Raw genomic sequence first — 21,738 nt, forward strand, 5'->3', positions numbered from 1 at the left:
TTCCAGGAAGAGTGTGAAACGGATTTAAGCGGAAATCCCCGCCGCCCTCGCGCGTGCCAGAAGCCGTTCGGCCAGCCGCAGGTGTGGGCGGTCGAACATCTTGCCGTCGATGCCGACGACGCCGGGATTTCCCGCCGCCGCGAATGCGTCGACGATTGCCCGGGAGTGTTTCACAGCCTCCGTCGACGGCGTGAAGGCAGCGTTGATGACGGGCACCTGGTCGGGGTGGATCGCCATCTTGCCGGTGAAACCGTCGCGCTCGGCCTCGGCGCATTCCTCGGCGAAGGCCGCCATGTCGCGAAAATTCGGGAAAACCGTGTCTATAGCTGCGACTTCCGCCGCACTGGCGGCGAGAATGGTCATGGTGCGGGCAAGGCGGAACACATCGGTGTAGCGGCCGCTCTCGTCGCGCGCCGATCGCGCGCCGATCGCCGCCGACAGGTCTTCCGCGCCCCAGGTGAGGCCGGCCAGCCGTGCACTTGCGCCGGCATAGGTCGCGGCGGCGAGCACACCGGCCGGGGTTTCGGTGATGATCGGCAGGATTTTGATCGCCCCGTCGGCCAGGCCGTTTTCGGCCTCGCGAACCCTGAGCTTTGCCGAGAGCTGCTGGACGTCCTGGCCGCTGTTGGACTTGGGCAGCATGATGCCATCCGGCTTCGCCGGCACGAGCGCGGCAAGATCGTCATCCGTCAGCCCGGTCGACAGATCGTTGACCCTGACATAGATCGCCGAACTGGGTTGGCTCCGATGCCCGGCGATGAAGAGTGCCGCGATCGCGCGCGCCGTTGCCTTGTTCTGCGGCGCCACGGAGTCCTCGAGGTCGACGATGACCACATCGGCACCGGCTCCCAGGCCTTTTTCCAGCTTCCGTTCGGAATCGCCGGGGACGAACAGCAGCGAACGCATCAGGCAGCCTTCTTCAGCATCATCGCTTGCCTCGTGCATTTGGCGACGAGGTCACCATGCTGGTTATAGGCGCGGTGCTCGAACTCGACGATGCCGCGATCGGGCTTCGATTTCGATTCCCGCACCGAGACGACCGTGGTCTCGACGCGGATGGTGTCGCCATGGAACACCGGGTGCGGAAACACGGTTTCCTTCATGCCGAGATTGGCGACCGTCGTGCCGACCGTGATGTCGTTGACCGAGATGCCGATCATAAGCCCGAGCGTGAACAGCGAGTTGACCAGCGGCTTGCCCCATTCGCTCTTGGCGGCGAAATCGAAGTCGATATGCAGCGGCTGAGGGTTCAGCGTCATCACCGAAAACAGCATGTTGTCGCTTTCGGTGACGGTCTTACGCAGCGTGTGCTGGAAGACGTGGCCGACGACGAACTCCTGGAGATAAAGCCCGGCCATTTTCTGTCTCCTTCGCTGCCTGACGGTTGATAAGCGCTGCAAATCGGCCCCGCAAGCCAGTTAATGAACATGGTGAACCGTTCGTAAACCATTTCTGCCTACCGTCCTGACCGGGGCCAGAAACCTTCTGGCAAGGGGCGTAAGCAGACGGGCATGGTTGTTGTTTCGCATTTCCTGAAGTGGATCTACACGGCCAGGGTGTCCGAGCGCGCCGCCGCGGCAAGTGCGCTTGCTCGTGCCTATATCAATTCCGAACTGGCGTTCGAGGACCGCTGCGCCGCCGAGGCCGCGCTGACGCTGCTGCTCGACGATGCCTCATCGAAGGTGCGGCTGGCGATGGCGGAGGCGCTGTCGATGAGCCATCACGCGCCGCTGCAGATCATCAGCGCGCTGGCCTCCGACCAGCCGGAGGTTGCCGGCGTGGTGCTGGCACGCTCGCCGCTGCTCACCGACGCCGACCTGATCAACCGCGTGGCGGCAAGCCAGAAGGCAACGCAGACGCTGATCGCCGATCGTCCGCTGGTCTCGATGGCGCTGTCGGCGGCCATCGCCGAGATCGGTGAGGCGGAAGCCTGCGCGGTGCTGCTGGCCAACAGCGGCGCCGACATCGCGTCGCTCAGTTTCCGCCGCATGGCCGAGCGCCATGGGCATCTGCCCCTGGTGCGCGAGGCGCTGATATCGGATATCCGCCTGCCTGCCGACTGCCGACACATGCTGCTCATCAAGCTCGGCGAGACATTGAAGACATCGCCTCTGGTCATGGCCCTGATGGGCGCCGCGCGTGCCGAACGCGTCATGCGCGACGCTTGCACCAAGGCCTCGGTGACGCTGATAGAAGGTACGCGCCAGGAAGAACATGCAGCACTCATCGAGCATTTGCGCCTGCGCGGCGATCTCACCGCAAGCTTCCTCATCCGCACCATCGCGCACGGCAAGGTGGATTTCTTCGGCTCCACGCTGGTCGCGCTCAGCCAACAGTCCGAACAGAGGGTGAGGGCGCTGCTTGCCGGCGGGCACGATGTCGCCCTGCAGGCGTTGTTCCGCAGCGCCGGCCTCGCCGCCGCCACGCACGCGATCATCCTGCGGGCGCTGAAAATCTGGCGGGAGGTCGCCAATGGCAAGCGTGTCGCCGGCGTCCAGGAGGTCAGCTGGCTGATGCTCAAGGAATTGGGCGGACAATCCGCGGATGGCGATCTCGCCATCCTGGTCAAGTCGATCCATCTCGAGGCGCTGCGCGAGAACGCACGCGGCCACGCGCTGGCGATCGCCGCGGCCTGAAGTCGGCGCATTCGGCCACTTAGCTTCGATCCCTGGCAAAGAATTCCGGGAAATCCTCCATCGCCGCCGCGATGATGCGCAGTGACGCCGCGATCTGCAGCATGTCGCCGGTGGCGTTTTTCTGGGCGATGCCCGCCGCATATTGGCGGGCGACGGCGATGGTCGCCGTCTGCGGATCGCCCGGAGCGCGGAAGAGCAGTTCGCGCGCCAGGCCCCTCAGGAAGTTGGCGATCGAAAGCGCGGTTTCGGGCGCAATGGCATGGTTTTGGCTCGTAGCGCGCAGCCGCAGGATCTCCAGGCCGACCGTGACGGCGACGACGCCGCCACCCAGAACCGCCTCGCCCTTCCTGCCCGAATTCTGCACCAGCGGCATCAACTGGTTGATCCGGTCATAGGCGAGGCTTTCGAAGGCCGAACGCCTCGGCACACGTTCGTGCAGGCAAAGCCGTGCCAGATCCTCGCGCATGGCGCGCACGATACGGTTGGCCGCGAGCCACGGATCGGCGGGCAGCACGATGAGGAAGACGCCGATCGCCAGCAGGATGCCGACCAGCACCGACGCCGAGCCGGCGAAGAACGGGCCGGGATCATAGGTCATCGCCTGATGCGGACTGAGGAAGGCGAGGAAGTTGATGGCGAAGGCCGTGGCTACGCCGACATAGCGCGGATTGGCCATGCCCAGCGCCGTCGGCACCAGGATTGGCACGACAAACAGCACGAACCAGCCGAAGCCGGGCAGGGCAGGCAATGCGATCTGGCCGACGAGAAAGGCAAAAGGCAAAGCCAGCAGCGTTCCCTTGAAGAAACCCCAGGACACCTGCACGGGATCGGGGCGGGCAGCAAACAGGCTCGATACGACGGCAACGAGAATGACCGTGCCGGCGGCTTCCGACCATTTCGTCGTCAGCCAGAAGGCCGCGACCAGCAGCGTCGCAAAGGCTGCGCGCACGGCGTTGCGCGCCGCGCCGGGATAGTCGCGGTGTACCACAAGGGCCGGCTGCTGGCTGGCGGGACCTGGGCGCCGCGTGACCGGCGCGCGCAAGGCATCGAGCCCGCGCAGCACCTGCTTCAGCGCCTCGGCGAAATCGGCGGCGATGGTGAGGCGGGTGATGGTGCCGACCTTGTCGTCCTCCTGATCGACCGGGGCATCGGGCATCTGCCGGGCCTTGGCCGAGATCGCATCGAGCCGGGCCACCCAAGGCGCGGTGTCGTCCAGCGCGCCGGGTTTGGTCGCCAGTTCGCCGACAAGCAGCTGCAACTCCGAGCGCACCGGAATGAGCGCTGCGTTCTTCGGCGCGGCGTGCGAATGCAGCGCACGCGCGGCCGAGAGTGCCGACAGCAATTGCCCGATGGTGCGCCGCACGGGATGGGCGCGCGGCGCGAAGCTCGGCGCCTCGAGCCTGGCATAGGCGCGCATCTCGCCAAGTGTCTGGGTGTCGGCGACCAGCTTCCTGTGCAGGCCGGAAAGCGTTGCCGGATCGCCGCCGGAGAACGCACCGCCGGCATAGGTCGCAAGATCGATGATGCAGCGCTTCAGCCGCGAGATGATGGCGTCACTGGCCAGCTTGGGCAGGATCAGCCGGCTTGTCAGGCCGGCGCAGACAATGCCGATCACGATCTCGGCACAACGCGCGACCGCGAGGTCCACGACCAGATGCGGCTGCCCGAAGGCGGGCAGGCCGATGATCATGGCGGTGTAGCCGGCAAGTGCCGCACCATAGGCTTCGGGATTGCGCAGCAGCGACGAGACGAAGGTGCAGATGCCGATCCAGACCGCGAGCACCGTCACCAGCACCCAGGGGCCGGTGCCGAACGCGGTGGTGATGCCGATTGCCGCGACGCCGCCCACAAGCGTGCCGAGCAGCCGGTAAAAGCCCTTTGCCAGCACCATGCCGGCGACCGGCTGGGCAACGATGAAAACCGTCATCATCGCCCATTGCGGGTGGTCGAGCTTCAGTGCATAGGCGGCCAGAAGCGCGATCAGGCCGGCCGAAACAGTTCTAAGGGCGAAAATCCAGTCCGAACGCGTCGGCTGCGTCAGCCCGGCCAGATTGGTGTCGAAATAGTCCTTCAGCCGCACCCAGATCACATGCTGGTCTCCGTCTCGGAAGCGCGAGCAAGAGTAATTCCAGGAAAAGTGTGAAACGGTTTCCGTCCGGAATTACGTCAAACAAGAAATAGACCGGCGGGCGGCTAGATATCCAGCACTTCCGCCTCGGCGAATTCGGCACGTTCCTGGATGAAGCGGAAGCGGGCTTCCGGCTTGGTGCCCATCAGCTCATCGACCCTGTCCTTGGTGGCCGAATCGATTTCGTTCACATCGACCCTGAGAAGTGTGCGCTTCCTCGGGTCCATCGTCGTCTCCTTGAGCTGTGCGGCCATCATCTCGCCCAGGCCCTTGAAGCGGCCAAGCTCGACCTTGCCGCGCCCGGTGAATTCGGTGCGCAGCAGCTCGTCCTTGTGCGCGTCGTCGCGGGCATAGGCGACCTTGCCGCCCTGCCTGATCGAGTACAGCGGCGGGACCGCGAGATAGAGGTGTCCACCACGCACCAGCGCCGGCATCTCCTGGTAGAAGAAGGTGATCAGCAGCGAGGCAATGTGGGCGCCGTCGACGTCGGCGTCCGTCATGATGATGACGCGGTCATAGCGCAAATCCTCATCGCGGTACTTCGATCGCGTGCCGCAGCCGAGCGCCTGGATCAGGTCCGATATCTGCTGGTTGGCGGCCAGCTTGTCGTTGCCGGCGCTGGCGACGTTGAGGATTTTGCCGCGCAGCGGCAGCACCGCCTGGCTGGCGCGGTCGCGTGCCTGCTTGGCCGAGCCGCCGGCCGAGTCACCTTCGACGATGAAGAGTTCGGCACCGGCGGCGGCGTTCTGGGTGCAGTCGGCCAGCTTGCCCGGCAGGCGCAGCTTGCGCACCGCGCTCTTGCGCGACACTTCCTTTTCCTGGCGCCGGCGCACCCGTTCATCGGCGCGCGCGATCACCCATTCGAGCAGCTTGGAGGCTTCCTGCGGATTGTCGGCCAGCCAATGATCGAACGGATCGCGGATCGCGGTCTCGACAATGCGGATGGCCTCGATCGTCGCCAGCCTGTCCTTGGTCTGGCCGACGAATTCCGGCTCGCGGATGAACACCGACAGCATGCCCGCCGCCGAGATCATGACGTCTTCCGAGGTGACGATCGAGGCGCGCTTGTTGCCGACGAGCTCGGCATAGGCGCGCAGGCCCCGCGTCAGCACATTGCGGAAACCGGCCTCGTGCGTGCCGCCTTCACCGGTCGGGATGGTGTTGCAGTAGGAATTGACGAAGCCGTCGCCGCCGAACCAGGTCACCGCCCATTCGAGCGAGCCATGGCCGCCTTGCTTGTCGCTCTTGCCGGCGAAGATTTCGCGCGTCACCTGGAAATCGTCGCCCAGCGATGCCTTGAGATAGTCCTTCAAGCCACCGGGAAAATGAAATTCCGCCTTGGCCGGCGTCTGGTCCTTTTCCTTGATCAGCGACGGATCGCAGGTCCAGCGGATCTCGACACCACCGAACAGATAGGCCTTCGAGCGCGTCATGCGGTAAAGCCGCGCCGGCTCGAACGCGGCACCCTTGCCGAATATCTGCTCGTCGGGGTGGAAGCGGATCTTGGTACCGCGCCGGTTGTGGACTTCGCCAAGGTGCTCGAGGCCGCTGACCGGAACGCCGCGCGAGAATCTCTGCCGGTAAAGCTGGCGGCCACGCGCGACTTCGACCTCGAGATGATCCGATAGCGCGTTGACCACGGACACGCCGACGCCGTGCAGGCCGCCTGAAGTCTCGTAGACCTTGGAATCGAACTTGCCGCCCGAATGCAGCGTCGTCATGATCACTTCGAGCGCAGGTTTCTTGAATTTCGGGTGCGGATCGACCGGAATGCCGCGGCCATTGTCGGTGACGGAGAGATAGCCGTCGGCCGAAAGCTCGACATCGATGAAGGTGGCGTGGCCGGCAACCGCCTCGTCCATCGAATTGTCGATGACCTCGGCGAACAGATGGTGCATCGCCTTGTCGTCGGTGCCGCCGATATACATGCCCGGCCGGCGCCGCACCGGCTCCAAGCCTTCGAGCACCTCGATGTCGGCGGCGCTGTAGCCTTCCGAACCGTCGCGGCTTGCCGCCGGCCGCTTGGCCGCCGCCTGCACCAGCGGATCCACCGGGCGCGCGGGTGTGCGGACCGGCTGCGGTTGCTTGTCCAGGTCGCCGAAAAGGTCGTTGTTGTCGTCCATGCCTGCCATAGGTCCGGTGCTGCGAATCACCCGCCGATACTGCCACGCTTTTCAGCGCCAAGCGACGGAGGTTCCTGTTACGTTCGGGGATCCGGCCCGTCTTATCCTAAAACCATTCGATAACCAAGCGGGCGGAAATAGGTCGAATGCCGTCGTTCTCCATTCCTGATTCTTTAACAATGCCGCCTAGCGTGAGCCCAACATAACAAGAAACTACGGGCATCAGGGGTTTGGGCGTGAGGGGCAAGGCCATAAGTATGATCGGTATCGCCGCCGTTTTCGGCGCGATCTCGATCTTTGCCGCGGATTTCTGGGTCAAAAGCCAGGCCGATGCCCAGGAGAAGACGGCCTCGATCGTCGCTCCGGCCGCGCCCAAGGTCGAATTCAAGACCATCGTGGTGGCCAACGCTCCGTTGCGCTACGGCATGGAACTCGATCGCACGAAGCTCATCGAAATTCCCTGGCCGCAGGATTCGCTGCCGCAAGGCGCCTTTGCCACGATCGATGGGCTGCTCGGCGAAGGCGGCCGCGTCGTACTGTCGCCGATCGAGGTCAACGAGCCGGTGCTGCTGACCAAGCTATCGGGGCCGAACGGCCGTGCGACGCTTTCCAACATGCTGACGCCCGGAATGCGGGCGGTCACCATCCGCACCGATGAGATCGCCGGTGTCGGCGGCTTCGTCACGCCGGGCGACCGGGTCGATGTCGTGCTGACGCGCGATGCCGGTGAAATCCAGGAAGTCGCCAAGAATGCGCAGGGGGCGGCCGGTTCGACCATCACTTCCGAAATCGTCGTCGCCGACGCCAAGGTGCTGAGCGTCGGCCAAGGCGCCGACGAGCGCCAGACGGCGCCGCAGATCGCGAATTCCGTGACCCTCGAGGTGACGACCGATGGCGCGCAGAAAGTGGCGCTTGCCCGCACCGTCGGCACGCTGTCGCTGTCGCTTCGCTCGGCCAGCGAAGGCGGCGACGGCAAGAACGGCGTCACCACCATCTCCTCTTTTGGCGGATCGGTGGCGTCCAAGGCGCAGGCCACGGCCGGCTCGTTATTCGATGCCATGACCAAGGAGCCGGAGAAGCCGAAATTCAAGACGGTCATCGTGACGCGTGGCACGAAGGCCGAGGAATACCAGGTTCCGGCGCGGGACCAGAAGTAAAAGGCCGGTGGGGACCGGGTGGGACGGGACAATGCTGATGCGTATCCTATATCGAATGACGGGCCGGTCGTGCTTCGTGCGCGCCCTGGCGATGGCGGTTTCGCTGGCCGCGGGCGCGATGCTCGCTTTTGCCGGCGCGGCCAGGGCGGACAATGACATCGTCTATGTCTCGGCGACCAAGAATGCGTCGATAAAAGTCGCCAAGGGCAAGCCCAAGACGATCATCACGAGCGCGGCTTTCTACCAGATCGTCATCGGCGATCCCGAGATCGCCAACGTCAATCCGCTGACCGATAAATCCTTCTATGTGCTGGGCAACAATCTCGGCACCACCGGCATCGCGCTGTTCGACGACAAAAAGCAGCTTGTCGGCACCGTCGACATCGAGGTGACGCTCGACACCGACGAACTGGCGAACACCATCCGCGCCAGCGTGCCGGACGCCAAGATCAAGGTCGGCTCGGCCAATGGCCGCGTGGTGCTGTCGGGCGAGGCGGACGACGCCGTCGCCGCCGAGAAGGCAAACAAGATCGCCACCCGCTTTTCAGGCAATGAGGAGGTGATCAACTCGGTCAACATCTCGTCGTCGCAGCAGGTCCAGCTCAATGTCCGCTTCGTCGAGATCAACCGCCAGGCGGGTCAGGATCTGGGTGCAAAATACAGCGCCAATTTCGCCTACGGCTTCGGCGGACGCGATGTTTCGCTGGAGCCCGGCACGGTGCCGGCGGCGGGAACCGGTGAAATCATCGGCCGGCTGCTATCCAATGGCGTCTCCATCGATATCGCCATCAAGGCGCTGGAAGAGCGCGGCCTTGCCCGGCGGCTGGCGGAACCGAACCTTATCGCCCGTTCCGGCGAGACGGCGAGCTTCCTGGCCGGTGGCGAATTCCCGATCCCGGTTTCGGAAGAGAACGGCAAGATCTCGGTCAGCTACAAGAAATACGGCGTCAGCCTGGATTTCAAGCCGACCGTGCTCAAGGACGGATTGGTCAGCCTGGACATCGCGCCGGAAGTCTCTTCGATCGACGCGTCGGCGTCCTACAACATTGGCAACATTTCGGTGCCGGGTTTCATCGTGCGCCGTGCCAGGACGTCGGTCGACCTGAAGAACGGCCAGAGCTTCATGATCGCGGGGCTGCTGCAGTCGCAGAACGACATCACCACCTCGCGCATTCCCGGCCTCGGCAAGATGCCGGTGCTTGGAGCGCTGTTCTCGTCGAAATCCTACCAGCGGCGCGAGACCGATCTGGTCATCATCGTCACGCCCTATCTGGTCAAACCGGTCGATCCGTCGAAGAAAATGGCCGAGCCGACCAACGGCACGCAACCGGCCAGCAACGCCGACTACTTCCTCAACAACACGGAGGAAGTGAAAGGGTCGGATACCAACCGCGCCCTGGCTATGGCCGACGGCGGCGCCGCACGGGCCGCTCCCGCCACCACGGTCGGACATTTCCTCGACCTGCCGAAGGACTGAAGCCATGCGTCTGATCCTGAGATCGAGCGTCGCCTTGCTGCTTGCCGGTTTCGCCGGCGGCTGCACCAGCGACGACTATGTACGCAGCGAAGGCGTGACGTCGGGCGCCGGCGACGCCCAGGCCGCCAACACCGTCATGCAGATGGTCGACCCGTGGAAGTACGGTGTCCAGAACACCAGGCTTCTGGTGCCTGCGAAGCGCGGCGATGCCGGACCCGTCACGCCCGATCAGGCGGCGGGCGCGAAGGCAGCGCAAACAAGCACAAGCGACTGAATCGAAAAGGCAATCGATCAAGGCGATCGACCTACAGGCGGCAAGAATGGCAAACGGCATCAAGACCAAGAAGATCCTGCTCGTATCGACGGACAGGACCTTCGTGCAGGACACGCGGACCGCGTTCGCCGCTTCCGAGATCATCCAGCTCTCGACTGTGGACAAGAGTGTCACCGAACTGCGCGGCGAGGTCCAGGAGACCGACTTCGGCGTCATCATCGTCGACATGGACGCGGCAAGGCTGGAGGAAGTCGAGTCGCTGCAGCGCATCATGCGCCGGCTGGAAGGCAAGGCGCCGGTGGTCGTGGTCACCCAGGAGTTCAACGCCGCTGCCGTGCGCATCCTGGTGCAGCTCAAGGTCGCCGACTTCCTGGTCAAGCCGATCACCACCGCCGACCTGGTGCGCTCGGTCGTGCGGGCACTGCAAGGGCCGGGGCGCGAGGAGAATACCGAATCGCAGATTTACACTTTCATGCCGGCCGCGGGCGGCGTCGGCACCACGACGCTGGCGCTGCAGACGGCTTTCCAGCTGCATCACTCGGTGACGCGCGGTGCCTCGACCTGCGTGGTCGACCTCAATTTCCAGCAGGGCGCCTGCGCCGAATATCTCGACCTCGAGCCGCGTTTCGACATCACCGAGATCGAGAACCAGCCCGAACGCCTCGACCGGCAACTGCTCGACGTGATGCTGTCCAAGCATGCGAGCGGGCTTTGCGTGCTGGCGGCGCCGACGCATCCCTCGGAAATGCGCTCATTCAAGACCGATGTCGTGGTGCGCATGCTCGATCTCGTGTCGGCCTACTTCGACAATGTCGTCATCGACATGCCGCGGACATGGTTCCCCTGGACGGAGACGGTGCTGCTTGGCTCCAACAAGCTCTACATCGTCGCCGAGATGACGGTGCCGTGCCTGCGCCACACGCAAAGGCTGATCCAGGCCGTCTACGAGACGGTGGGCAAGGAAGTGAAGCCGAACGTCATCGTCAACCGTTTCGAGCAGAAGATGTTCGACAATGGCATCAAGCAGGCGGACGTCCAGGAAATCCTGGGCGAGCATTTCGTCGGCGGCATCGCCAACAACTACCGGCTGGTGCGCGAGGCGGTCGACCGCGGCGTACCGCTGCACGAGATCGATCCCAACGCCAATGTCGTCAACGACCTCAAGCGGATCATCCTTCCGGAAGAGGCGGTCGCGATCGGAGCCAAGTCGAAATCGCTGTTCGGCCTCGGCAGGAACCTGTTGAAGAGGAAGGCCGGATGACCAGCCGTTTTTCCACCCTGCAGAACCGCGATGCGCGCCCACAGCGCCCGGCGGAATCAGCCCCGGTCGCGCACCATGCGGTCGTCATCCCGACCAGTCGAAAAGTTTTGCCGGCAAAGCCGGAGACGGCACCTGCAAAGAATGCCAACAAGGTGCTCGATGCCCGTGTGCGCATCCACAGGATGCTGCTGGAGGAGATCAACCTTGTCGCGCTGGAGCGTTTGCCCCGCGAGGAGATGCGCCGGCAGGTGCATGATTTCGTTTCGGAAAAAACCAGGCAGGAGCGGATGGCGATCAACACCGCCGAACTCGACGCACTGGTCGACGACATCGTCGACGAGATGGTCGGCCTTGGTCCGCTGGAGCCGCTGCTTAAGGATCCCGACATCAACGATATCCTGATCAACGGCCACCAGAACTGCTTCGTCGAAAAGAAGGGCAAGCTGCAGCAGGTCCACATCCCGTTCAAGGATGAGGCGCATCTTCTGCGCATCATCAACAAGATCGTCGCGGCCGTTGGCCGGCGCGTCGATGAATCGCAGCCGATGGTCGATGCGCGCATGCTGGACGGCTCGCGCTTCAACGCGGCCATCCGCCCGGTTGGTGTCGACGGGCCGCTGGTGTCGATCCGCAAATTCTCCAAGAACAAGCTCGGCCTGCACAAGCTGGTTGAATTCGGCGCCATCACCCAGAACATGGCCGAGGTGCTGGCTGCGGCGGTTCACGCCCGCAAGACGACGATCATTTCGGGCGGCACCGGCACCGGCAAGACGACGATGCTCAATGCGCTGTCAGCCTTCATCCCGGAAGACGAGCGGCTGATCACCATCGAGGACGCGGCCGAACTCCAGCTGCAGCAGCCGCACGTCGCGCGCATGGAGACGCGCCCCGCCAACATCGAGGGCCATGGCGAGCTGAAGCAACGCGATCTCGTCAAGAATGCGCTGCGCATGCGTCCCGATCGCGTCATTCTCGGCGAGTGCCGCGGCGAGGAGGCCTTCGACATGCTGCAGGCGATGAACACCGGCCATGAAGGGTCGATGGCGACCATCCATGCCAACACGCCGCGCGATGCCATTTCGCGTCTCGAACAGATGCTGGGCATGACCGGCATGCCGATGACGGTGCAGTCGATCCGCAGCCAGATCGCCAGCGCCATCGACCTCATCGTCCAGCTGACCCGGCTTTCCGACGGCAAGCGCAAGGTGACGAGCGTTGCCGAAGTGACCGGCATGGAAGGCGACGTCATCCAGATGCAGGAGATCTTCCGCTTCGTGCGCACCGGCATGGACGCCGACGGCAGCATTCTCGGCTATTTCGAGGCGACCGGCATTCGGCCGCGCTTCCTCGAGGATCTGCGTGCGATGGGCATCGAGTTTCCCGGACGATATTTCGAACCCGGCCGGCCGCAGGAGTAGACGGGGTGTTCGACGGACTGAGCGCGATCTATGTCGTCTATGCCGGGGCCGCGCTGACCGGCATCATGATCGCCGAGGCCTGTTATCTTCTCTACGCCGGCCGCAGCGACAAGCGCACCGCCATCAACCGGCGCATGAAGCTGCAGGAAAACAAGATCAGCCAGGAACAGGTGCTGATCCAGCTGCGCAAGGAGCGCGGCCTCGATGCGGGCACCTCGCTGTTCTCGCCGGACCGGTTCCGGGCGTTGCGCACGCAGTCAGGCATGATCATGCCGCTGTCGAAATTCCTGATGATTACCTCCGCCGTGGCCATGGCCATGGCGCTGTTCGCCATCTGGCATGGATTGCCGCTCCTGATGGGGCTTGTCCTGTTCGTCGTTCTGCTGCCGCTGGTGCCGGTTATGGTGATGCGCTTCATGCGCAAGCGCCGGCTCAAGCGTTTCGGCATGCAACTGCCGGAGGCCCTGGAACTGATCACCCGCGGCCTCAAGGCCGGTCATCCGGTGCCGGTGGCCATTGCCATGGTGTCGCGCGAAATGCCCGACCCGATCGGCACCGAATTCGGTGTCATCGCCGATGAGGTGACCTATGGTTCCGATCTGGTCTCGGCATTGAATTCGCTGTTCGACAGGGTCGGCCACGAAGACCTGCCGCTGTTCATGACCGCGGTCTCGATCCAGTCCAGTTCGGGCGGCAATCTGCGCGAGATTCTCGATGGCCTGGCGTTGACGATCCGCGAGCGGGGCAAGCTGCGCCGCAAGGTGCGTGCCATCTCGACCGAGGGCCGCCTGTCGGCCTACATCCTGACGGCGATCCCGGCGCTGCTGTTCGCCGGCATCATGGCCATGATGCCGGGCTTCTACCGCGATGTCTGGGACGAGCCGAAAACCTGGTATTTGATCGGCGGGTCGGTCACCTGGCTGATGCTGGGCAATCTGATGATGTTCAAGATGTCGAATTTCAGGTTCTGACATGCAGGGCTTCATCGAATTCCTCGCCTCGCTTGCACCGACCTCATTGATGCCGGTGGCCATCCTGCTCCTGGCGCTGGGCACCGTGGCGGTCGGTTGGCCGATGGTTGCGGCGAAGGGCGACCGCAACGATGTGAAGCGCCGGCTCAAGGTCGACCATGGTCCCGTGGCCGCAACACCCGAGCCGGTGCAGAAGAAGAACGCCAACGTCGTGCGCGAGAAGGCGGTGAAGCGGGCGCAGGAATTCTATGCCAAGAGCGATCCGGAAAATGTCGCCCGGCTGCGCATGAAGCTGATCCAGGCGGGCTATATGGAGCCGCGCGCCGTCGGCATGTTCTTCATCATCCGCTTCTCGGCGCTGATCGGCGGCGCGATTGCCGCCTTCGTCCTCAACCGGTGGCTGGCCAGTGCCGACGCGACGATGACCAGCCGCTGGGCGTTCATCATCCTGTCGGGCGTGGCCGGCTACTTCCTGCCCGGTCTGGTGCTGAGCCAGAAGACGCGGGAGAAGATGCGCGAATACCGCAATGGGTTTCCCGATTTCATGGATCTGATGATCGTCTGTTCGGATGCCGGCATGAGCATGGAGGCCGGCATCGAGCGCGTCTCGAAGGAACTCGCCAGGACCTATCCGGCGCTCAGCCAGAACCTGCAGCTGGTGTCGCTGGAACTGAGGGCGGGGCGCAGCCTCGACGATGCGCTGAAGGCACTCGCCGACCGCCTCAGCCTGGACGAGGTCCGTTCCTTCGCCACGCTGCTGCAGCAGTCGAAGGAACTCGGCACCAGCCTGTCGGGAGCGCTGCGCGTCTTCTCCGACGAGATGCGCCACAAGCGCATGTCGCTGGCCGAGGAAAAGGCGCATGCACTGCCGGCCAAGATGTCGATACCGGTGACCGTGTGCATCCTGCCGGTGGTGCTGATGATCGCGATCATTCCGATCATCGTCAAAATGACGGGCACGCATTAGGACCTGTCCTATTCCGAAGGAGCAGGATTTCGAACAGTACTGCATCGGGATCTGCAAAGTCAGCAAATGAGAGTCGACAAATGCAGAGCCGGGGCTGACAACCCATCATCCTGCCCGAACGCGGCCCTGCGATGCGAGGACTCATGCGAATTCTTCTGTGTACTCTCTCTGTCTCTGTCGCTCTCGCCGCCGCCAGCTTTTCGACCGCCCAGGCCGCGGCCGACGATTGCGGCGATGCCGCAGCCCTGGTGCAGCAGGCCTATCCCAAGGCTCGAAAGAGCGCCGACGGCGCCTCGTTCACGCTCGACCCCCATACCAGCATTGTCCTGCTCCCGCAGGATGATACACCGGGCGTGGTCTGCAAGGTCTGGCCCGCTCATGACGATCTGCTGCTGGCCTCCGTGCCGCTGATCGATAGCGCCAAATCCAGCGACGACGAGCATTATGGCGATATCGAGCTTCTGGTCGTCGACAGGAAGACCCTACAGGTGCGCCAGCGCCTGCTTCAGCCCAGGCTGATGAACGATGATGCTATTGCGATCCGCAAGATCGAATTCGATACTGGTCGCTATGTCCTGGCGCCCGGTGTCACCGCCTTTGGGCTGCGTATCGACATGGCAAATCACTCGCAGCCCAATCCGTTCAGCGAGACCGATCTGCGGCTCTACGCCATTGCCGGTGGCGCCCTTCATGCGGTGCTCGACGGCCTTGTGGTGGGCAACTATGGCGGTGAAGGCGACACCAATTGCGCTGGATCCTTTCATTCGAGCCAGGTCAGCCTGACGATGAGCCCGGCGAGCCACCATGGCTATCACGATATTGTCGTGGTCGAGCGGTCGGATACGGACGACCCATCTGTCGACAAGAATGGCGAGTGCCAGTCCCATCCCGGCAAGCCTGTGAGCCGCACTTACCGGCTGCGCTATGACGGCGGCCGCTATCCGGTTCCAGACGAGCTCAAGGCCCTGGCGCCGTGAGAATGCACTTGCGTCTGCCGGATGGAGGTGTTGCCGCCCAGTGGTTAACAGCTGGTATCCCCGAAACCAAATCTTGTATGCATTTCGGCACCGAAGCTTAACCGCCGTGCTGTAGTGTCCTTGCTGAAGAACGACCCGGCAAATCGGGCGACGGGGCAGGGCATGCGTCAGACAAAATTTGCGGTGGTCGCCACGATGGCGGCCGTCCTGATGATCACCGGGTGCACGACGAACAACAACGTCGATACGACCAAGACCACGGCTATCCAGCCGGCGGCAAAGGCCGTCGACACCTCCGACCTGGCGGAAGGCAAGGCGCAGTTTCGCGACGCCAATTATGGTCTCGCCGAACAGCATTTCCGCAAGGCCGTCGAGCTGAAGGCCGACAATGCCGAGGCCTGGATGGGGCTCGCCGCTTCCTATGACGAACTCGGCCGCTTCGATTTCGCCGACCGTGCCTATGGCCAGTTGCTGAAGGTCGCCGGCCGCAAGCCGCAGATCGTCAACAATATGGGCTATTCGCAACTGTTGCGCGGCAACAAGAAGAAGGCCAGGGCACTGCTGCTCGAAGCCAAAGCCGGCATGGCCGACCCCACGGTCGTCGACGCCAATCTCGCTTTGCTGAACAAGGGCTGATGTTTCCTGCTCCGCGCCCGGCGTGGTGCGGTTTCGGGACAGATCGCATCGACGGTTTGTAAACCCTATCCGCAGGTTGGATCGAGAGATCGGCTGAAAACCATGTCCGAGGGCTGCCGCTGACCTAGAATGCGGCACAACCGCCGACGCTCGAGAGGCCTCCACCCGACATGTTGGACTTCAGTTCGCTCCTGCTCGCAGCCGCGCTGTCGGGCACTTGCCTCAGCGTCACCATGTTCGCGATCTGGTTTACCGCGCCGCGGGCCAGCTTCGTCCTGACGGTGGCGTGCGGCATTCTCGTGCTCGTCGCGCATGTGATCCTGTTCTGGCAGTACACCAGGGATCCCGACCCGGTGCTGTGCCAGACCGCACTGGCGCTGCTCAGCCTGGGGTTCCTGATCATCTGCCTGTCGGCCATGCAATATCTCGGCGTGTCCGACTACGGACGTGCCGTCGTGCCGACGCTCTGCGCCATGGCCGTCTGTGCGGCGGTGACCTTCCTCGGTCTTGACGGCATCGGCTTCGTCATCACCTACGCGACGGTAACCGTGCTGCTCTCGGCGATCGGGGCCATGTTCTGGATCAACGGCAGCCACGACCGACGGATCCTGCTGGTGGTCTCGTTCCTGGGCGGCACCTGTGCGGTGTCGTTTGCCCTTTGCGGCATGGTCTTGTTGGGCAAGGGGCAGTGGACGCTGAGGGCGGCGCCCGACAACTGGGCCGAACGTCTCAATTCCGTCGTCGCAGTGGCCTGCATGACCGGCCTCGGCGCCTTGACGCTTTCCCTTCACCATCTGCAGGCGCAGATCGAGCTGAAGGCCGAGACTATGACCGATCCGCTGACCGGGCTGATGAACCGCCGCGGGTTGACGTCACTCTATGGCGGGCGGACTTTCGGTCCGTTCATGGCGATCGTCATGTTCGACCTCGATCACTTCAAGAGGACGAACGATGTCTATGGGCACCCGGTCGGCGACCAGGTACTGTGCCGGTTCGCCGCCGTCATAAACAAGTACGCCAGGACTGGCGTCGATGCCTTTCGCCTGGGTGGCGAGGAGTTCGTAATCGTCATGTCGCGGATGACGGAAGAGCGGGCCTATGACCTCGCCAGCAGGATCGGCGTCGCCTTCGGCACCGAGGTCGTTCCCACTCCGCTCGGTCCGTTGCGCAGCACGGTCAGCGGGGGCATCGGCTTTGGCGGGGCTGACGGCAGGTCGCTCGATGACGTGCTGGCCGAGGCGGACGCCGCGCTTTACGCCGCCAAGCGCGCCGGCCGCAATTGTGTCGTCAGCCGCAAAGGGATGGGCAAGGCCGAGCCGGTCGAGCCGGCCTTGCGCTCCGCGTAATTATTCAGCCGCTCCCAAATAGTCCGACAGCGGCGGGCAGGAACAGACCAGGTTGCGGTCGCCGGCGACATTGTCGATGCGCGACACCGGTGGCCAGTACTTTGCCGCGGTGTCGGCGTCGCCCGCGGGATAGGCCGCTTCGAGCCGCGAATAGGGATGGGTCCACTGACCGACCAGCGCCTCGGCCGCGGTGTGCGGTGCGTTGACCAGCGGATTGTCGTTGAGCGGCCATTCGCCCTTCGCCACTTTCGCTGCCTCGCCGGCGATGGCGATCATCGCCTCGCAGAAGCGGTCGAGTTCGCGCTTGGGCTCGGACTCCGTCGGCTCGACCATCAGCGTGCCCGCGACCGGGAACGACATGGTCGGCGCATGGAAACCATAGTCGATCAGCCGTTTGGCGACATCGTCGACACTGATGCCGGCGCTGTCCTTGAGCACGCGCGTGTCGAGGATGCATTCATGCGCGATGCGATCGTGCCGGCCCTTGTAGAGCAGCGGGTAATACGGCGCGAGCCGTGTCGCCACATAGTTGGCCGAGATGATGGCGGTCTCCGTCGCCTGCTTGAGGCCAGCGGCGCCCATCATGCGGATATACATCCAGGTGATCGGCAGGATGGAAGCGCTGCCGAACGGCGCGGCCGACACGGCATGTGCCGAGCCTTCGGTGACATGGCCCGGCAGATAGGGCTGCAAATGCGCCTTGACGCCGATCGGGCCGATGCCGGGACCGCCGCCGCCATGCGGGATGCAGAAGGTCTTGTGCAGGTTCATGTGGCAGACGTCGGCGCCGATGTCGGCGGGGCGGGCCAGCGCGACCAGCGCGTTGAGGTTGGCGCCGTCGAAATAGACCTGGCCGCCATGTTCGTGGATGAGGGCGCAGAGATGGCGCGCGCCTTCTTCATAGACGCCATGCGTCGAAGGATAGGTGAACATCAGCGCGGCGAGATTTTTGGAATGCTCGTTGGCCTTGGCCCGCATATCGTCCATGTCGATATTGCCGTCCTCCAGGCAGCGCACGACGACAACGCTCATGCCGGCCATCGCCGCGCTGGCAGGATTGGTGCCATGCGCGGAGGAAGGGATCAGGCAGACGGTGCGATGGCCTTCGCCGCGCGCACGGTGATAGGCGCGGATGGCGAGCAGGCCGGCATATTCGCCCTGGCTGCCGGCATTGGGCTGCAGGCTGACGGCGTCGAAGCCGGTGATCTCGGAGAGCCACCCTTCCAGCTCGCCGATCATGGCGCGATAGCCGGCCGAATGGCTGGCCGGCGCGAAGGGATGCAGATTGGCGATTTCAGGCCAGCTCACCGGCATCATTTCGGCCGCCGCGTTGAGCTTCATGGTGCAGGATCCGAGCGGGATCATGCTGCGGTCGAGCGCCAGATCCTTGTCGGCCAACCGGCGCAGCAAGCGCATCATGTCGGTCTCGGAGCGGTTCTCCTGGAAAACCGGCTGGGTGAGGAACTCCTTGCCGCGCGGCTTGCCGGGCATCGAGCCGGCTTGGGCAGCGCCTGGCTTGGCGCCGAACAGGGCGGCGATCGCCTCGAGATCCGCCTCGGTCGAGGTTTCGTCGAAGGCGATGCCGATGTGGTCGGCATCGACGACACGCAGCAACCGGCCACCCTTTTCAGCGGCGGCCGCGATCGAGCCTGCCTTGCCCTTCACTTCTGCCGTCACCGTGTCGAAGCGGCTGGAGCCGAGCACGGAGATGTTTGCTGCCTTGAGCCCCGCTGCGAGGCGGTTGGCGAACCCATGGATGCGTTCCGCGATCGCCTGCAGCCCGGCGGGGCCGTGCCAGATCGCATAGGCCGTCGCCATATTGGCGAGCAGCGCCTGCGCGGTGCAGATGTTGGAGGTCGCCTTGTCGCGGCGGATATGTTGTTCGCGGGTTTGCAGGGCAAGGCGGTAGCCGGGACGCCCCTTGCTGTCGGTCGACTGGCCGACCAGGCGGCCGGGCATCAAGCGGGTCAGCTTGTCGGAGACTGCGCAATAGGCGGCGTGCGGCCCGCCAAAGCCCATCGGCACGCCAAAGCGCTGCATCGGACCAACGGCAATGTCGGCGCCAAGCTTGGCCGGCGCGTCGGTCAGCGTCAGGCCGAGCGGGTCGGCGATGAAGACGACGATGGTGCCCATGGCGCGGGCCTTTTCGATCGCAGCCTTGTGGTCGCCATAGACGCCGAATGTGTCCGGCCAGGAGACGAGCAAGGCGGCTGTGTTGTCGTCGATCGTCTCGCCGTCGATCTCGATGCCGAGCGGTTCGGCGCGGGTGCGCACGACATCCAGCGTCTGTGGGTGCGGGACGCCGGCAAGCGCCACCTTGGTGCGCTTGTCGCGGTGGTGGCGCAGTGCGATGCCGACCGCTTCGGCTACGGCCGTCGCCTCATCGAGCAGCGAGGCCGATGCCACCGGCAGGCCGGTCAATTCGGTGACCAGGGTCTGGAAATTGAACAGCATTTCCAGCCGGCCCTGGCTGATCTCGGCCTGGTAGGGCGTATACGCGGTGTACCAGGCCGGATTCTCGAACAAATTGCGCTGGATGACCGGCGGCACGTGCACGCCGTGATAACCGGTGCCGATGAAGCTCTTCAGCACCGTATTCTTGGCCATGATCGCCGACAATTCGTCCAGCGCTTCGGCCTCGCTGGCCGGTGCGGGCAGGGTCAGCGGCAGGTCGAGGCGGATCGACTGCGGCACGGCCTGGCTGATCAGCGTCTCGACGGAGGGAACGCCGATCACGGCAAGCATGGCTCTGACATCGTTGACATCAGGACCGATATGGCGGGCCGAGAACGGGGTGAGTGCTGTGGTCATGGCAATACGTCCTGATATCAACCGATATGAGCTTTGTAGGCGGCCTCATCCATGAGGCTCGCGAGTTGGCCTTCGTCGGCGAGTTTCATCTTCCACAGCCAGCCGGCACCGGTCGCCGCCGAGTTGACCAGCGACGGGTCCGACGACAGCGTGCCGTTGGCCTCGATGATCTCGCCATCGACCGGCGCGTAGACGTCCGAGGCCGCCTTGACGGATTCGACAACGACGGCGGTGTCACCCTTGGCGAGCTTGCGGCCGGCCTCGGGCAGTTCGACGAAAACGAGATCGCCGAGTTGCTCCTGCGCATAGTCGGTGATGCCGACTGTGGCGACGCCGCCCTCGACGCGGAGCCATTCGTGATCGGTGGTGAAATAGGTCGTTGCCATCGGGATCATCCTTTGCGGTAGCGATGAGGGGTGAAGGGCAGGGAGCTGATATCGACAGGGATTTTCGTGCCGCGCACGTCGGCGAAAAGCCGTGTCCCAGGCTTTGCCAGCGGTGTCGCGACATAGCCCATGGCGACGGGATGACCGGCCGAGGGGCCGAAACCACCCGATGTGACATGCCCGGCCGGATTGCCGTCGGCGTCAAAGAGTGCGGCGCCGGCGCGCACCGGCTGGCGGCCTTCCGGCTTCAGGCCGACGCGCTTTTGCGTGGGGCCTCGCTCCACGGCGGCGCGCAAGGCGTCGGCGCCGATGAAGGCGCCGGTCGCGCGGATCTCCTTGGGGATTGCCCACATCAGTGCGGCGGCGGCCGGGTCGGTTTCCGGCGTGATATCCTGGCCATGCAGGCAAAGACCGGCTTCCAGCCGCAGGCTGTCGCGGGCGGCGAGACCGATCCACAGCACGCGCTCATCTTCGAGAAGCTTCGTGACCAAATCCCGCGCGTCTGTCACCGGCAGGCCGATCTCGAAACCGTCCTCGCCGGTATAGCCCGACCGGCTCATGAACCAGCTTTTACGCGGTTCGACGCCGTGCATGAACAGCAGCGAGCCGGTCTCGATGCCGGCGCGGGACAGCACGGCCCAGGCCTCGGGTCCCTGAATAGCCAGGAAGACACGGTCGAGCGGCTCGACCGTCGCATCGAAATCCTTGGCAAGGTCACGCAGGTGCTTTTCATCGGCGACGGCATTGCCGGCATTGGCGACCACCATGAACCTGGCATCGCCGAGCCTGGTGATGATCAGATCGTCGAGAATGCCGCCGGCCTCGTTGAGGAAAAAGGACAGTTTGGACTGCGAGATCTCTAGCGCGCCCGCATCCAGCGGGCAGGCGCGGTCGAGCAGCGCCACCGCCTGCGGTCCGCTGACCTCGAACAGCTTCATGTGCGAGATGTCGAAGAGGCCGGCATGCTCGCGGGTGTGAAGATGCTCCTTCATGACGCCGGCCGGATAGGTCAGCGGCATGGACCAGCCGGCAAAGGCGCCAAAGCGCGCACCGGCCGCTGCATGGATGTCTTCGAGGGGAAGGTGTCTGCTGTCGTCGCCCGTCATGTCATCTCCAGAGTCGCACGCAATCGGCCGCGAATGGCGACCAGTCCGTGCCCCTCTGTCTGAA

At 64.2% G+C, this 21,738-nt stretch carries 18 protein-coding genes; 11 read left to right on the forward strand and 7 right to left on the reverse strand.

Annotation, left to right across the window (positions count from 1 at the left end; translation table 11 throughout):
* Positions 1-24: 24 nt before the first annotated feature.
* Both LB568_RS07550 and LB568_RS07555 read right to left on the reverse strand, forming a co-directional pair.
* Positions 25-906 carry an HpcH/HpaI aldolase/citrate lyase family protein gene (locus LB568_RS07550; protein ID WP_224729749.1) on the reverse strand — a complete coding sequence of 294 codons (882 nt, stop codon included), beginning with the start codon at positions 904-906 and terminating at the stop codon, positions 25-27.
* Positions 906-1,358, reverse strand: a complete 453-nt coding sequence (locus tag LB568_RS07555; RefSeq protein ID WP_013895173.1) for a MaoC family dehydratase — start codon at positions 1,356-1,358, stop codon at positions 906-908. The genes LB568_RS07550 and LB568_RS07555 overlap by 1 nt, the downstream gene beginning before the upstream one ends.
* Positions 1,359-1,511: 153 nt before the next feature.
* Between LB568_RS07555 and LB568_RS07560 the strand changes: the two genes are divergently transcribed.
* On the forward strand, positions 1,512-2,636 hold the full coding sequence (locus LB568_RS07560) for a DUF2336 domain-containing protein (protein ID WP_224729750.1): 1,125 nt from the start codon (positions 1,512-1,514) through the stop codon (positions 2,634-2,636).
* A 19-nt stretch (positions 2,637-2,655) separates the two neighbouring features.
* Here the strand turns inward: LB568_RS07560 and LB568_RS07565 are convergent, their stop codons facing one another.
* Positions 2,656-4,725: an FUSC family protein gene (locus LB568_RS07565; RefSeq protein ID WP_224729751.1), complete on the reverse strand. Its 2,070-nt coding sequence runs from the start codon at positions 4,723-4,725 to the stop codon at positions 2,656-2,658.
* Between the two features lie 104 nt (positions 4,726-4,829).
* Complete coding sequence (parE, locus tag LB568_RS07570) at positions 4,830-6,887, reverse strand: DNA topoisomerase IV subunit B (RefSeq protein WP_224729752.1); 2,058 nt, start codon at positions 6,885-6,887, stop codon at positions 4,830-4,832.
* Between the two features lie 257 nt (positions 6,888-7,144).
* On the opposite strand from parE, the gene cpaB reads away from it, so the two are divergent.
* The 10 genes from cpaB (at position 7,145) to LB568_RS07620 (ending at position 17,371) form a co-directional block, all read left to right on the forward strand.
* Positions 7,145-8,044 carry a Flp pilus assembly protein CpaB gene (cpaB, locus tag LB568_RS07575; RefSeq protein WP_224729753.1) on the forward strand — a complete coding sequence of 300 codons (900 nt, stop codon included), beginning with the start codon at positions 7,145-7,147 and terminating at the stop codon, positions 8,042-8,044.
* Between the two features lie 31 nt (positions 8,045-8,075).
* Positions 8,076-9,521, forward strand: a complete 1,446-nt coding sequence (locus LB568_RS07580) for a type II and III secretion system protein family protein (protein WP_224729754.1) — start codon at positions 8,076-8,078, stop codon at positions 9,519-9,521.
* Positions 9,522-9,525: 4 nt separating this feature from the next.
* Positions 9,526-9,795 (forward strand): hypothetical protein, encoded by a 270-nt coding sequence (locus LB568_RS07585; protein WP_013895179.1) that lies wholly within the window; start codon positions 9,526-9,528, stop codon positions 9,793-9,795.
* A 46-nt stretch (positions 9,796-9,841) separates the two neighbouring features.
* Entirely contained in the window at positions 9,842-11,056 is a 1,215-nt protein-coding gene (locus LB568_RS07590; protein ID WP_013895180.1) for an AAA family ATPase, read from the forward strand.
* A complete protein-coding gene (locus LB568_RS07595; protein ID WP_224729755.1) occupies positions 11,053-12,474 on the forward strand; it encodes a CpaF family protein in 1,422 nt (473 codons plus the stop codon). The genes LB568_RS07590 and LB568_RS07595 overlap by 4 nt, the downstream gene beginning before the upstream one ends.
* A 5-nt stretch (positions 12,475-12,479) precedes the next feature.
* The gene (locus LB568_RS07600; RefSeq protein WP_140573688.1) at positions 12,480-13,445 is read left to right on the forward strand and encodes a type II secretion system F family protein; all 966 of its coding nucleotides are present in this window, start codon (positions 12,480-12,482) and stop codon (positions 13,443-13,445) included.
* Between the two features lies 1 nt (position 13,446).
* Positions 13,447-14,412 carry a type II secretion system F family protein gene (locus tag LB568_RS07605; RefSeq protein ID WP_224729756.1) on the forward strand — a complete coding sequence of 322 codons (966 nt, stop codon included), beginning with the start codon at positions 13,447-13,449 and terminating at the stop codon, positions 14,410-14,412.
* A 143-nt stretch (positions 14,413-14,555) separates the two neighbouring features.
* Positions 14,556-15,389, forward strand: a complete 834-nt coding sequence (locus LB568_RS07610; RefSeq protein WP_224729757.1) for a hypothetical protein — start codon at positions 14,556-14,558, stop codon at positions 15,387-15,389.
* A 162-nt stretch (positions 15,390-15,551) separates the two neighbouring features.
* Entirely contained in the window at positions 15,552-16,025 is a 474-nt protein-coding gene (locus LB568_RS07615; RefSeq protein WP_041164856.1) for a hypothetical protein, read from the forward strand.
* Between the two features lie 170 nt (positions 16,026-16,195).
* A complete protein-coding gene (locus LB568_RS07620) occupies positions 16,196-17,371 on the forward strand; it encodes a GGDEF domain-containing protein (protein WP_224729758.1) in 1,176 nt (391 codons plus the stop codon).
* Here the strand turns inward: LB568_RS07620 and gcvP are convergent, their stop codons facing one another.
* From gcvP to gcvT, 3 genes are read right to left on the reverse strand one after another with little or no spacing between them, the layout of a single operon-like run.
* Positions 17,372-20,182, reverse strand: a complete 2,811-nt coding sequence (gene gcvP / locus LB568_RS07625) for an aminomethyl-transferring glycine dehydrogenase (protein ID WP_224729759.1) — start codon at positions 20,180-20,182, stop codon at positions 17,372-17,374. It abuts the gene before it with no gap.
* Between the two features lie 17 nt (positions 20,183-20,199).
* The gene (gene gcvH, locus LB568_RS07630) at positions 20,200-20,568 is read right to left on the reverse strand and encodes a glycine cleavage system protein GcvH (RefSeq protein ID WP_224729760.1); all 369 of its coding nucleotides are present in this window, start codon (positions 20,566-20,568) and stop codon (positions 20,200-20,202) included.
* A 5-nt stretch (positions 20,569-20,573) separates the two neighbouring features.
* Positions 20,574-21,674, reverse strand: a complete 1,101-nt coding sequence (gene gcvT / locus LB568_RS07635; protein WP_013895189.1) for a glycine cleavage system aminomethyltransferase GcvT — start codon at positions 21,672-21,674, stop codon at positions 20,574-20,576.
* Positions 21,675-21,738 lie beyond the last annotated feature (64 nt).

The organism is Mesorhizobium sp. B263B2A, assembly GCF_020165775.1.
In the GTDB taxonomy this organism is placed as follows: Bacteria; Pseudomonadota; Alphaproteobacteria; order Rhizobiales; family Rhizobiaceae; genus Mesorhizobium; species Mesorhizobium opportunistum.